The 13,194-nt window shown below is 70.3% G+C and carries 12 protein-coding genes and 1 pseudogene; 8 read left to right on the top strand and 5 right to left on the bottom strand.

The window, feature by feature from the left end:
- Positions 1–263 precede the first annotated feature (263 nt).
- The 3 genes from KXC43_RS32560 to KXC43_RS32550 all read left to right on the top strand — a co-directional run bounded on the left by KXC43_RS32560 (position 264) and on the right by KXC43_RS32550 (position 2,364).
- Complete coding sequence (locus KXC43_RS32560) at positions 264–1,454, top strand: MFS transporter (protein WP_221380041.1); 1,191 nt, start codon at positions 264–266, stop codon at positions 1,452–1,454.
- 35 nt (positions 1,455–1,489) lie between these two features.
- Positions 1,490–1,951, top strand: coding sequence for a hypothetical protein (locus KXC43_RS32555; protein ID WP_221380040.1), 462 nt, complete (start codon positions 1,490–1,492; stop codon positions 1,949–1,951).
- Between the two features lie 233 nt (positions 1,952–2,184).
- Entirely contained in the window at positions 2,185–2,364 is a 180-nt protein-coding gene (locus KXC43_RS32550) for a hypothetical protein (RefSeq protein ID WP_221380039.1), read from the top strand.
- On the opposite strand, the gene KXC43_RS32545 is transcribed toward KXC43_RS32550, so the two are convergent.
- Positions 2,361–3,530, bottom strand: coding sequence for a D-alanyl-D-alanine carboxypeptidase family protein (locus KXC43_RS32545; RefSeq protein WP_308129359.1), 1,170 nt, complete (start codon positions 3,528–3,530; stop codon positions 2,361–2,363). The genes KXC43_RS32550 and KXC43_RS32545 overlap by 4 nt on opposite strands.
- Before the next feature lie 1,890 nt (positions 3,531–5,420).
- Between KXC43_RS32545 and KXC43_RS32540 the strand changes: the two genes are divergently transcribed.
- Positions 5,421–6,764 (top strand): ferredoxin reductase family protein, encoded by a 1,344-nt coding sequence (locus KXC43_RS32540; protein WP_221380038.1) that lies wholly within the window; start codon positions 5,421–5,423, stop codon positions 6,762–6,764.
- A gap of 446 nt (positions 6,765–7,210) precedes the next feature.
- On the top strand, positions 7,211–7,588 hold the full coding sequence (locus tag KXC43_RS32535) for a hypothetical protein (RefSeq protein WP_221380037.1): 378 nt from the start codon (positions 7,211–7,213) through the stop codon (positions 7,586–7,588).
- Between the two features lie 134 nt (positions 7,589–7,722).
- Here the strand turns inward: KXC43_RS32535 and KXC43_RS32530 are convergent, their stop codons facing one another.
- Positions 7,723–8,493, bottom strand: a complete 771-nt coding sequence (locus KXC43_RS32530; RefSeq protein WP_221380036.1) for an alpha/beta fold hydrolase — start codon at positions 8,491–8,493, stop codon at positions 7,723–7,725.
- A 182-nt stretch (positions 8,494–8,675) separates the two neighbouring features.
- Here KXC43_RS32530 and KXC43_RS53290 point away from each other — a divergent pair.
- Positions 8,676–9,482, top strand: a pseudogene (locus KXC43_RS53290) (DUF6082 family protein); the annotation flags it as partial.
- A 22-nt stretch (positions 9,483–9,504) separates the two neighbouring features.
- Here KXC43_RS53290 and KXC43_RS51505 read toward each other — a convergent pair.
- The gene (locus KXC43_RS51505; RefSeq protein WP_255645240.1) at positions 9,505–9,888 is read right to left on the bottom strand and encodes a hypothetical protein; all 384 of its coding nucleotides are present in this window, start codon (positions 9,886–9,888) and stop codon (positions 9,505–9,507) included.
- Positions 9,889–10,111: 223 nt separating this feature from the next.
- On the opposite strand from KXC43_RS51505, the gene KXC43_RS32520 reads away from it, so the two are divergent.
- A complete protein-coding gene (locus KXC43_RS32520) occupies positions 10,112–11,161 on the top strand; it encodes an aldo/keto reductase (RefSeq protein WP_221380034.1) in 1,050 nt (349 codons plus the stop codon).
- Positions 11,162–11,390: 229 nt separating this feature from the next.
- On the opposite strand, the gene ald is transcribed toward KXC43_RS32520, so the two are convergent.
- Entirely contained in the window at positions 11,391–12,506 is a 1,116-nt protein-coding gene (ald, locus tag KXC43_RS32515) for an alanine dehydrogenase (RefSeq protein WP_221380033.1), read from the bottom strand.
- A gap of 123 nt (positions 12,507–12,629) precedes the next feature.
- Here ald and KXC43_RS32510 point away from each other — a divergent pair, with 123 nt between their 5' ends.
- Positions 12,630–13,100: an Lrp/AsnC family transcriptional regulator gene (locus tag KXC43_RS32510; RefSeq protein WP_221380032.1), complete on the top strand. Its 471-nt coding sequence runs from the start codon at positions 12,630–12,632 to the stop codon at positions 13,098–13,100.
- Here KXC43_RS32510 and KXC43_RS53285 read toward each other — a convergent pair.
- A partial coding sequence (locus tag KXC43_RS53285; protein WP_221380111.1) for a pentapeptide repeat-containing protein occupies positions 13,069–13,194 on the bottom strand: 126 nt, incomplete at its 5' end. The genes KXC43_RS32510 and KXC43_RS53285 overlap by 32 nt on opposite strands.

Below are 13,194 nucleotides of genomic sequence, written 5' to 3'. Positions count from 1 at the left end.
GGTCGCGGAGGAGGCGGGAACGTCGTTCACGACGCATCCTCGATGATGTCGCCGCGCCGGTCTGTGCACCACCGGTCGGCGCGTCGGTGGGGGCGGATAGCGTGATCTGCCGGAGCGAGCCGCCCTCGTTCCAGGCCGTCGGGCAGTGGTACGTGAACTTCGACCAGCTGACCGACGCCGACGTCGAGCGGGCGCTGAGAGGCTTCGCTCACAGCTGACGGCTGCTATGTACGCTCGTACACATCGTGTGTACGCTCGTACGCATGACGACTCTGACTGCCGCGCCCACGCGGCAGGCCCGCCTCGCGCGCGCCGCGGTCGCCGCGCTGTTCCTCACCAACGGCGCGGTGTTCTTCAACGTGGTGCCGCGCTATCCGCAGATCAAGGCCGACCTGGGCGTCTCGAACGCCCTCTTCGGCACGGCCATCGCCGCCATGCCGGTCGGCGCGCTGCTGGCCGGTCTGCTCGCGGGCGCGGTGATCCGGCGGCTCGGCTCCGCCCGCACGGCGTCGTTCGGCATCGTCCTGCTGACGCTGGCCACGCTGCTCCTCCCGATCGCGCCGCACTGGACGGTGTTCGCGGGCGCGATGTTCGTCGTCGGCGCGCTCGACTCCATCATCGACGTCGCGCAGAACGCCCACGGCCTGCGCGTGCAGCGCCTCTACGGGCGTTCCATCCTCAACTCGCTGCACGGGGTGTGGAGCATCGGCGCCGTTTTCGGCGGCCTGATGGGCTCGGCCGCCGCCGGCCTCTCGGTGCCGCTCGGCCTGCACCTGACGATCTCGGCCCTGCTGTTCAGCACCATCGCGCTGGTCGCCTTCCGCTTCCTGCTGCCGGGCGCCGAGGACGCCGAACGCTCGCCGGTTGCGGCTTCCGATGCCGCGCCACGGCGTGCTTTCACCGGCGCCGCGGTGAAGATGCTGGCTGCTCTCGGTCTGCTCGCGGCCGCGGGCGCCCTGGTCGAGGATGCGGGCGCCTCCTGGGGCGCGTTGTTCCTGAGCGAAGACCTGAACGCCGGGGCCGCCACCGCCGGCCTGGCCGTGGTGGCCATGCAGGTGGCGATGACCGTCGGCCGCCTGACCGGCGATCGGGTGGTGGACCGCTTCGGCCAGCGCACAGTCGTGCGGGCCGGTGGGGCGCTGGCCGCGGTCGGCATGGGCGCGGCCCTGGCCTTCCCGTCGGTGCCGTCCGCGCTGGCCGGTTTCGCGCTGGCCGGCCTGGGTGTGGCAACGCTGGTGCCGGCGGCCATGCACACGGCCGACGAGTTGCCGGGCCTGTCGCCGGGCACGGGCCTGACGATCGTGAGCTGGCTGCTGCGCGGCGGCTTCCTGCTCTCGCCGCCGCTGGTGGGCCTCGTCGCCGACCAGACCAGCCTGCGTGTGGGCCTGCTGAGCGTCGTCCTGGCCGGCGTGGTCACCCTGATCCTGGGCCGCGTGCTGGTCAACCGGCATTAGGTTTTCGACGCGGCCCGCGCGGGCACGGCTGACCCATGCGAACGGGAATCCTGGCCGGCGCGGCTGCGGGTGCTGCCGGCACCGCGGCCCTCAACGCCGTCACCTACCTCGACATGGCCGTGCGCGGCCGGGCCGGCAGCCGGACACCCGAGCAGACCGTGGAGGCCCTCGAGGAGCACCTGCCGGTTTCCGTGCCGGGGGAGGGTGAGACGCGCGAGCACCGGCTCACCGGTCTGGCCACCCTGAGCGGCATCGTCACGGGCGTCGGGCTCGGCGTCACCTTCGGTCTGCTGCGCCGGGCGGGCGTACGGCCACCGGCCCCGCTCGGCGCCGCGCTGATCGGCGCGACGGCGATGGCGTCGACCAACCTGTCGATGGCCGCCCTCGACGTCAGCGACCCCCGCACCTGGTCCGCCACCGACTGGCTGGCCGACGCCGTCCCCCACCTGCTGTACGGCGTGGTCACCGACGCGGTGCTGCGCTCCCTCTACCGTTGACGGCATGGCCCTGACGCTCGACCCCGGCACAGTGATCGCGGTCGAGTCGCTGTGGACCCTGTCCGTCAACCGGAACCAGAACCTCATCGGCAAGACCATGCTGGTGGCCAACCGCCCCGTCGAGTCGATCACCGCCCTCAGCTCCGAGGAGTGGACCGATCTGCACCGCCAGATCACCCGCCTCACCGCGGCCGTGGGCAGCTTGTTCACCCCCGACCAGTTCACCCTTCCTCATGAACGCCGACGCCCAGGTCCACCTGCACGTGGTGCCGCGCTACCGTTCGCGGCGCGTCTGGCGCGGCCACACCTTCACCGACCCGCATTTCGGCGAGCTCTACGGCAAGGAACAACAGATCCTCGACGCCCCGGAGCTGGCCCTGCTCGCCGACCAGATCCGGGAGCGGCTGCCCTAGCTGGTGCGCGTCAGACGCCACCACACCGAGGGGTCGGCGATGGCGCCGTCGGCCCGCAGGTCCACGCGTACGCCGGAAGCCTGAACCGTGCCGACCGGCTCACCCGCGGCCACCGAGGCGCCCGGAGCCGTCGTGGTGACCTTGAGCGGGACGCTCAGCCCGGGCCAGCCGACCACCTTGAGCGGGGTGGCCGGGCGGACCGGGGTGCTTTCCCCCCAGGCCGTACGGACCTCGCCCACCGGATCGGCTGGGAGCAGGGTGTACTGCTTGACCGTCTGGCGGACCGCGCGCAGCAGCCTCTTGATCTCCCGGTTGACGTTGGCCAGCTGCTCCGGCGTGTTCAGCCCCGGCTGGTTGAAGACGGCGCCGACGATGGTCAGCTTGCGGCCGCCGACCGTCAGGCGCGCGGCGAACAGCAGACAGCCGCCGGCCTCGTCGGTCGACCCCGTCTTGATGCCGAAGACACCCTGAACGCCCAGCAGGTCGTTGTAGTTCCGGATCTTGCCGGCGACCGGGATGGTGGCGCTCGGCAGCGCGACGATCTCGGCGAAGACCTCCGACTTGAGCGCGGCCCGGGCCAGCTTGACCTGGTCCGGCGCGGTGCTGACGGTGGTCGGCAGATAGCCGCTCGGATCGGTGTACCGGGTTTCGGCCATGCCCAGGTCGTCCGCGGCGGCGTTCATCTTGTCGACGAAGGCGCTCTCCGAGCCGGCATCCCAGATCGCCAGCTGGTGGGCGATGTTGTTGGCCGACGGCAGCATCAGGGCCTCGATCGCGTCCCGCTCCGTCAGCTTCTCGCCGACCCGCACCGGCACCAGCGACTGGTTACTGGCGATCCGCGCCTGGTAGTCGGCCACGTCGGCCGCGGTCACGGTGAGCGACGGACCCTCCTCGTCCCCGCTCAGGGGGTGATCCCGGAGGATGACGTACGCGGTCATGACCTTCGCGACACTGCCGATGGGCGCCGCCTCGTCGGGCCCGGAACCACCCAGCCGTCCCAGTCCCTCGATCATGAGTTCGGCCGAGCCCTCGTCGGGCCAGGGCAGCTTGGTGGTGCCCGGGATCTTCATGGTGGCGGCGACGTCGGTGGCCAGGGTCGCCTTGGGCAGCGAGCGGGTCAGCTGGGCGGTGGCGCCGGCTCCCAGCAGGGCCACCAGCAGGAACACGCTTATGAGTACGGCTGGGAGCCGCCTCCGTTTACGCGGGGCGCGTCCGTACTCGGCGGGCGGGCGGCCGTATTCGGTAGGCGGCGTGGAGGCGCGGCCGTATTCGGTGGACGACTGGGTGGCTGGGCGGCCGTATTCAGCGGGAGTCGCTGAGGCGCGGCCGCGCTCGGGAGGCCGGGTGGCGGGCTGGCCGTATTCGGCGGGAGCCGTGGACGGGCGGCCGTACTGGGTTGGAGTGGATGGTGTGCTGGGAGTGGTCGTGCCGGGCTGGGGTGAGCCGCCGTAGAGGTTGCCGGGTGCTGGTCGCGATGCGGGCACCTTGGCCGATCCCGCTTGCGTTGGGGTCGGCGCGGGGGGTGTCGCTGGGGCGGGCCTCGGCGCGGGGACGGGCACGCCTGCTTTTTGCTCGGGGCGGGTGGCGGGTTCGAGGCCGCTGGTTCTTTGCTCCGGGCGGGTCGCGGTGTCGGGGGTGGTGGTTCTCTGCTCCGGACGGGTCGCGGGGAGGGGAGCGGCGGTCTCCGGCTTGGGTCGGGCCGCGGGGACAGCCGCCGCGCTCGCGGTGGACGGCCGCTCCGGTGCCTGAGTCTGATTTGTGGGGGGAGCTGCGATCGGAGGCGTGGGCGCGGTCCGGTTGAAGTCGTGCAGTGAGGTTGGGCGATCGCGCGGCGCGACGGGGACCGATATGGAACTGGCGGCATTCGGCCCCTGACGGGAGGGGTCCGGCGTCCGTGGCATGAGCGTGGTGGCGTCCCCGTCCCCGGCCGATGTGGAGCCGGCCGGCCGAGAGACGCGCGCGCCGCCGGCTGGGCCGCTGGTGCCGGCTGCGTCTGCGGGGCTCGCGCTGTTCGGCAACCCGGCGGAGGTGGAGCTGCCCGTCGGCGTACGCGGAACTTCAGTGGCCTGACCGGAGGACCCCGCCGCGAAAGGCGGGATCGCTGCGGTGCGGTCCGGGTCACTCGCGGCTGGGAACCGGGGGATCGCCGTCGTGCGGTCGGGATCCGGAGTCGTGGCTGCCGGCTGCTTCGCCGGCGGGACCGCCCCGAGCCGCGTCGTCGGATCCAGGTCGGGTCCAGAAACCGGCGAATCGGGCACCGGCTGTGGATTGTTCGCCGAGTGACCGGCGGCGCCTGTGGACAACCCGCTCGGAGGCTTTTGATCGGCGTAAAATTCGCCACCACCTCCCCCTCCCACAGTGGGTGGGCTGACGTCTGTGGGTGGCCCGACGTCTGCCGACCGGCTCACTTCTGCGGGTGGCCTGACTTCTGCGAGCGGCCTGACTTCTGCGGGCCGGCTGAGGTCTGTGGGTGGGCCGGCGGGTGCGGGCGGGCTGACCTCTGCGGGTGGGCCGACGGCGGTAGGCGAGTCAGCGTCGGATTCCTGGCGGCCCGCGGAGGGGCCGGCGGCCGCCGCTGGGGCCGCATTCGCCGGCGCGGCACTCGATGGGCCGGTGGCCACCGATGGAGCTGTGATCGCGGGCTGGCCGGCGTCGGGCTTCGGAGCGGTGTCTGCCGGTGAGCCGGCAGAAGCGGGGGAATCTGCCGTCGCGGTGTCTGCCGATGGGTCGGCCGCTGTCTGAGGAGCGGCGACGAAGGGGGCCGGCTTCCCGGGGTCGGCGGATGCCGAAGCGGCCGCGTCCGGTGCGGGGATGGCCTCGGTGGGGTCATCCGCCGTCGAAGGGATCGGCTGGGTCTCGTCCGTCGGCTTGGCCGGCTGCGTCACTACTTGCTCCTATCCGCCCGTCCGCCCGGGCGCCGGGGCCAGTATCGCCGGGGCGCGCCACTCGGGACGAATCACGACCTACTGAACCCTTCCGGCAGCGGGTGTCGTGTGGGTGATTGCGCCGCCGCGCGATCACCGCTAGAGACGATGCACACTCCCCGGGAGGTTCGGATGACCACCGCAACCCGGCCGCAGCTGCGGCGCACCGCACCGGCCCGGACGGCGTACCTGCTGCTCTGGGCCTTTCTGCTGTTCAACCTCCTGATCGTCGAGCTCATGCTGGCCCGTCCGAACACCCCGGCCCACAACACGCTGACCACGATCGGCCGCGTTCTCGGCCTGCACCTCGGGTTCGCGCTGGCCCTGCAACTGCTGTTGATCGCCCGCCTGCCGTTCCTCGACCGGCGGATCGGCATGGACCGGCTGACCGGCTGGCACCGCTGGACCGGGTTCGCCATCTTCTGGCTGGTGCTGCTGCATCCGACATTCGTGATGCTGGGCTACTCCCAGCTCGACCGGATCCCGTTCCTGAGCGAGATCCCCAACCTCGCCAAGCAGCTGCCGGTGGCCCTCGGGATGATCGCGGCCGGACTCGTCGGCGTCATCGCGGTGACCTCGGTGCGGGCGGTGCGCAGGCGGATTCCGTACGAGGCCTGGCATGCCATCCACCTGCTGGTCTACGCGGTGATCGTGCTCGGCGTGATCCATCAGGTCTACGAGGGCAGCGCCTTCAAGACGAACAACTTCACCCAGGCGTACTGGTGGGGGTTGTGGGCCTTCGCGATCGGCGCGCTGCTGACGGGCCGCCTTGTGCTCCCGCTGATCCGCAACCTGCGGCACCGGATGCGGGTGGCGGCGGTGGTGGCCGAATCGCCCGACGTGGTCTCCGTCCATGTGACGGGTCGCGACCTGCACAAGCTGCACGCCCGCGCCGGGCAGTTCTTCCTGTGGCGCTTCCCCGGGCACAATCGGTGGTGGCAGGTGAATCCGTGGTCGCTCTCGGCCGCGCCCGACGGTCACTCACTGCGACTGACGGCCAAGGCCATCGGTACGACCAGTGCCGGGCTCCGGGACCTGCCGGTCGGCACGCGGGTGTTCGCCGAGGGCCCGTACGGCGCCTTCACCGCGACCGGCCGCACCCGGCAGGACACCCTGCTGATCGCCGGAGGCATCGGCGTGACCCCGATCCGCGCGCTCCTCGAGGACGAGACGCTGGACGGCGACATCGTGGTTCTCTACCGCGTACGCACTCCCGCCGATGCTGTCCTGCTGGGCGAACTGCGCAACCTGGCCCGGCTGCGCGGCGCGCGACTGCACCTGCTGACCGGCCGCACCGTCGAGGGGAACCAGCCGTTCAGCCCCGAGAACCTGCGCGGCCTCGTCCCCGACATCACCGAGCGCGACGTGTACGTGTGTGGCCCGGCCGCCATGACCGACGCGGTGCTGCGCAGCCTGCGGGCGTTGCGGGTGCCCGCCCAGCAGCGCCACGCGGAGGTGTTCCGGCTGGCCGGTTGAGTGACGCCGGCGGATGATCAGGGCATGAGCACCGATACGGCACACGTCGCCGAGCGCATCGACCGCCCGGTCAACGACGTCTACGCGTACGTGTCGAAACCCGCGAACCTGACGGCCTGGGCCCCCGGTCTGCGCCGAGGTCGTTTTTTCCGTACGCCGCCCGCCCGGCACGTCGGACGACGACTTCACCCGCGACAGCGGCAAGGTCGCCGACGACCTGGCCCGCCTCAAACAGATCCTCGAGAAGTGAGGCCTCCGGGGAACCTGGACCCCGGCTCAGGCGTCTTCCGGGTGTGACCCACCGCCGCCGCCTCAGCTGGTGCGCCGCATTGCTCGCGTGCGCCCTGGCCGCCTGCTCAGCCGAGCAACCCCCTCCGCAACCCACCGCACAGGCGTCAGCCGCGGCGCCCAGCCCCGCAGCGTCCGGTGGCGCGGGCTCGAATTCCGTGAATTGCGCCCATGACATCGGCGGCCGCCTGCCCGACGACACCTCCCGCATTGTGCTCGACGCGGTGGCCCTGCCCACAGGGGTGTTGGAGTCGCACGACTCGGGCGAGCCCGGTCGCCTCTTCGCCAAATCGGGCCTGCTCGTCCGGGCGGGCACGGCCGTCGAGCTGACAGTGACCACACCCGGCGTGACCATCGGCTGGGGCAGCCCCGGCCCCGAGGGCACCACGATCCGGGTGCCGGCCTGCCCGAGCGCCAACGGCTGGCTGGCCTTCGCCGGCGGTTACACGGTCACCGAGCCGGCCTGCGTCGCGCTGACCGTGCGGACCGGCGGCCGCGAGCAACGAGCCGAGGTGAGCGTAGGCGTCAGGTGCTGACGGCGCGGTTCGGCGGTCGCGAGCGGCAGGCCGAGGTGACCGTGGTCGACAAATGCTGACCGGTCGTCCCGACCTGGCACTTTTGCATCGGCGCTTCTGGCGCTGCCGCCTCCTGGGTCGGTCGACTCGAGTGGTCAGTCGTGCTTGCGCAGGAACTCGGCCAGCGCCGAGGCGAAGAGGTCCGGCGCGGTGTGGGTCGCAAAATGGGACTGGCCGGGAAGGACTGTGCGGGCGGCCGAGGGCAGAGCCGCGGCGAGTGCCTCCATCGTGTCGGGCATCGGTGGCCAGGTATCGCTTCCCTGCAGGAGCAGGGTGGGCACGGTGATGCCGGACCAGCGCGCGATGTCGGTGGTGTCTACGGTCATCGCCTCCAGGTCGTGCAGACAGCCGATCGCTTCCGGCTGCGGCGGCGCGGTGATGGCCGGAAGCACCGGCGCCGGTACGCGGGCCACCTCCACCGCCAGCAGGCGGGCAGCACCGAGCAGGTCGCCGGCGTCGAGCAGCGCGCGGTAACGGCCGAGCGCGCCGGCCAGGGCCGGGCCGGCCGAGAAGACGGGTGGCTCGAACACGACCAGCGACCGGATCCCGGGCAACGACAGGCCGGCGTGCAGAACTACCGTGGCGCCGTAGGACGCGCCGACCACGTGGGCCGTGCCGCCGGCGGCGGTCAGCACGGCGTGCAGGTCGGTCACGTCGTCACCGAACGTCTTGAGTCCGACATCGCTGTCGCTGGGGGCATAACCACGGCGGGCGTACGTCCAGAGCTCGTACCGGTCACGCAGTAGCGGCACGATCGGGTCCCACGAGTCGAGGCCGCCCGCGGAGCCGTGAACCAGGACCACGGGCGGCCCCTCGCCCGTGCGGTTCGCGGCCAGCCGGCGACCGTCCTCAGTCCCTAGAAACACTCAGCCAACCTAGCGGCCGGCGTCCCGGATCGTGCGGCCGCCCGCAGGGTCGTGCCTCGGGCGACGGAATGACTGTGATGAATACTCGGTAATATTCGAGAAAGCAAGTTGCGTTGTGCTATTCGGCTTTTTGCCACCTAGCCGAGTGCCACGTATCGCGAGGTGGAGGCATTCGCTCACTCATGCCCGGGAGCTTGACGGGACATTGCTTCGTCGCGGCACAATCGTCTTGCGTCATAAAATTCGACACCGCCCTGTCCTTGATCGCAAGGCGGGCGGTATCGGTGTTTCCGGATCGGCCGAGGGGGTTGGCGGAGATGAGCGATGACTCTCTCAGTGGCAGATCCCTGGCGTACACGAAAGTCACGCTCTGGATATTGGGTCTCGTTCTGTTGGTGAGTGCGGGCGCGGTTCTCGCCGGCATCGGCCTGGTCGCAGTTCTGGCGCGACGCGGCGACGACGTCACGTGGAGCCGGTGGAGCAGCGTCGGCGAGGCGTTCGGCGTGGTCAACTCGCTGATCTCCGTGCTTGCCGTGGCGGCGGTCGTCGTGACCTGGACGTCGCAGTACAAGCTTCTGCGGGAACAGCGCGCGGAAGGGGCCGAGCAGCGCGTGATGGAGGAGCGTCGAGCCGACCTCGAACTCCGCAAGATGCACGTGGATCTGATGCGAATGGCGCTCGAGCGGCCACACCTGGCCGAAGTGTGGCCCCGGATCGCCGGCGTCGACGCCCTCGTGGAATCACAGCATATGTATGCAAATCTGATCCTGCAGCATGTCTGGCTCGAGTATTCCAGCGGCAAAACGACCCGGGACCAAATGGTCAACAACGTTCGGTATCTGATGGCCAGCCCGGCCGTACGGGCGTTCTGGAGTGATACCGAGAACAGTCGCCGCAGCATCTATGCGGAAAATACGGAGCAGTCGGAATTGATCGCCGTGGCCGACGAGATCTGGCGCCAGTGCGAGGCTGTCCTGGCCTGTTCCGCCGGGCCGCCCGAGGATGCCGCCGCTAGACGCGGGCCTTCGAGGGAAGACCCAAATGGCTCCAGTTGGACAGCGAGGCCTGGCCGGCGTGGGTCAGGGCCAGCAGCAATGCCGCCACGACGGACCCCATCAGCGTCCCCGCCAGGGCCAGCACCAGAACCTTCGTCGCCCCCAGCATGACGGCCTTCGGGACGACGATGATGCGCTCGTAGTCGGCCACTCCGGCGTCGGGCGGCAGTTGGGGCTGGAGCGTATCGGTGTGGTGGGTGCCGATGAGCGCGAAGTTGCCGTCCGCCAGCTGGAAGATCGCCGGACAGGTGACATTGGTGGAGCACTTCGGCGGCGGCCCTACGCGGCGGTCGATGCGGGATGCGGGCAGGGCGCCAGCGGCCGGCGGCGTAAATGACACGGCTGTAATTCCTAGCGCTGGGATGCGTAGTTCGCAAGGGCGGAATCGTATATATCCGACACATGACTATAGTGGCTCGCTCGGTCGGGGGGATCGGTTCCCAGCCTCGGAGTGTCGGCATCCCCCACATCACACATCGGCGGAGCCCGTTCCGGTGGACAGTGGCCCGTGAGCGGGTAAGGCTGTGCGGAGCACTACCGACGGTAAGGAAGAGGGAATCAGAATGCAGTACCGGCAGCTAGGCCGCACGGGTCTGAGGGTCTCCACGTTCACCCTGGGCACGATGGGCTTCGGCGGCACCGGCTGGGCGTCTCCGGTCGGCAAGATCGACGTGGCGGGGGCCCGCGAGCAGATCGCGATCGCCCGGGACGCCGGCGTCAACCTCATCGACACGGCCGACGTCTACTCGAACGGCCTCAGTGAGGAGATTCTCGGCGAGGCACTCGGGGACAGCCGGGACGACGTGCTGATCGCCACCAAGGTCCGGATGCCGATGGGGGACGGGCCGAACGACGCCGGGCTCTCCCGGCATCACATCATCCGCGGGGCCGAGGCGAGCCTGCGCCGGCTCGGCACCGACTACATCGACCTCTACCAGGTGCACGAGTGGGACGGGCAGACCCCGCTCGAAGAGACCCTGACTGCGCTGGACGACCTGGTGCGCAGCGGCAAGGTCCGCTACATCGGGTGCTCCAACTACTCGGCCTGGCACATGGTCAAGGCGCTCGGCATCGCCGACGCCCGGCAGCTCGAGCGGTTCGCCAGCACCCAGGTCTTCTACTCGCTGGCCAACCGTGACATCGAGGCCGAGATCGTGCCGGCCGCGCTCGACCAGGGCGTCGGCATCCTGGTGTGGAGCCCGCTCGCGGGTGGCCTGGTGTCGGGCAAGTACCGGCGCGGGGTGACGGCGCCCGAGGGCAGCCGGCACCTGTCCGAGTGGAGCGAGCCGCCGATCTACGACGAGGACAAGCTGTACGACTCGATCGAGGTCGCCGTGAAGATCGGCGAGTCGCACAACGTGTCGGCGGCGCAGGTGTCGCTGGCCTACATCGCCCAGAAGCCGGGCATCACCTCGCTGATCGTCGGGGCCCGCACCACTGAGCAGCTGCGCGACAACCTGGCCGCGGCCGACCTCGAGCTGACCGCCGACGAGGTCAAGGCCCTCGACGACGCCAGCGGCGACAACCTGCGCTACCCGTACTGGCACCAGCGCAACACCAGCACCGACCGCCTGAGCGCGGCCGACCTGTCCCACATCTCGAACTACCTGTAAGCGAGACGAGACGGCTCGTCTCGCCGCAGCCGAGCCGTCTTGGCCGAGACGAGACGGTTCGGCTCGCTTATAGGCGGCGAGGTGGGCGAGACGAGACGGTTCGTCTCGTGTTCGGGCGGCGGGCTGGGCGAGACGAGACGAGACGGTTCGTCTCGCGGCGGGTGGCGCATGTGGTCAAACGAAGACGGGCCGTCCCATGCGAGGGACGGCCCGTATTCGTTGTGCTGGGTCAGGCGAGGACCGACTCGATCTCGACTGAGGGGAGGCCCAGCGCTGTCCCGACGGACTCGTTCGTGAGCTTGCCGTCGTGCACGTTCAGGCCCAGCGCGAGCGCCGGGTCGGCCTTCAGCGCGGCCTTCCAGCCCAGGTCGGCGAGCTTCAGCGCGTACGGGAGGGTGGCGTTGGTCAGGGCGTACGTCGAGGTGTTGGGCACCGCGCCCGGCATGTTGGCCACGCAGTAGAAGACCGACTCGTGCACCTTGTAGACCGGGTTCTCGTGGGTGGTGGGCCGCGAGTCCTCGAAGCAACCGCCCTGGTCGATGGCGATGTCTACCAGCACCGAGCCCGGCTTCATCCGCTTCACCAGGTCGTTCGCGACCAGCTTGGGCGCCTTGGCTCCGGGCACCAGCACCGCGCCGATCACCATGTCGGCCTCGATGCAGGACTGCTCCAGCGCGTAGGCCGAGGAGACCAGCGTCTTGACCCGGCCGCCGAACTGGGCGTCGATCTGGCGCAGGCGGGAAATGTTGAGGTCGAGCACGGTGACGTCGGCCCCCATGCCGAGCGCGATCGTCGCCGCGTTGACGCCGGAGACGCCGCCGCCGATGACGGTCACCTTGGCGGGGCTGACGCCGGGCACACCGCCGGGCAGGACGCCGCGGCCGCCCGAGTTGCGCATCAGGCTGTACGCGCCTACCTGCGGGGCGAGCCGGCCGGCGACCTCGCTCATCGGGGCCAGCAGAGGCAGCGAGCCGTCGGTCAGCTGCACGGTCTCGTACGCGACGGCGGTGGTGCCGCTGGCCAGCAGCGCCTTGGTGCCCTCGGCGTCGGCCGCCAGATGCAGGTACGTGAAGAGGACCTGGCCTGCTCGCAGGCGGTGGTACTCGGCAGCGATCGGCTCCTTGACCTTGAGCAGAAGGTCGGCGCTCCGCCACACGGTGTCGGCGTCGGGCGCGATCTCGGCGCCGGCGGCCACGAAGTCCTGGTCGGTGATGGCGGAACCGGCGCCCGCGCCGGCCTCGACGAGCACGCTGTGGCCGCGGCGCACGAACTCGGCGACGCCCGCGGGGGTGATGGCCACCCGGTACTCGTGGTTCTTGATCTCAGCCGGCACGCCGATGTGCATCTCAGGTCCTCTCGTCACGCGTCCGGCACAGCGTGAAACGATATGCAGTTTGATCGCAACACCGTCGCATAAGATTCTGACTTGGAGGCTATGGTCGAAGAAGCTGCGACAGGCGGGGTGGAAATGACCGACGTACCGAAGGATCTTCGAGGTCTTGATCACATCGACCGCGACCTGCTGGCCCTGCTCGAGGTCGACGGTCGCATGCCGAACAACGCCCTGGCCGAGCGGGTCGGCATCGCCCCGTCGACCTGCCTGACGCGGATCCGCCGGCTGCGTGAGCTGGGCGCGATCCGGGGCTTCCACGCCGACGTCGATCCGGCCTGGATCGGGCGGCCCATCCAAGCCATGATCGCCGTCCGGATCCGGTCGGAGTCGCGCGACGCGATCGGCAAGTTCGCCGAGTCGCTGGCCGGCATCCCGGCCGTACGGGATGTGTATTTCATTTCCGGCTCCTACGACTTCCTGCTCCACGTGGCCACGGCGGACGTCGAAGATCTGCGCGAGGTGATCACCGAGCGGCTCAGCGGCACCCGCCTGATCGCCGGCACCGAGACCTACCTCATCTTCGAGCACCGCCGCGGCAACCCCTGAACCGCGCCGCGTGAAGTCGCGCCGCGTGAAGTCGCGCCGCGTGAAGTCGCGCCGCGTGAAGTCGCGCCGCGTGAAGTCGCGCCGCGTGAAGTCG

The organism is Paractinoplanes polyasparticus (genome assembly GCF_019710575.1).
In the GTDB taxonomy this organism is placed as follows: Bacteria; Actinomycetota; Actinomycetes; order Mycobacteriales; family Micromonosporaceae; genus Actinoplanes; species Actinoplanes polyasparticus.
Note: the sequence above shows the minus strand (reverse complement) of the source record. Positions and strands in the feature narration are given on the sequence as shown.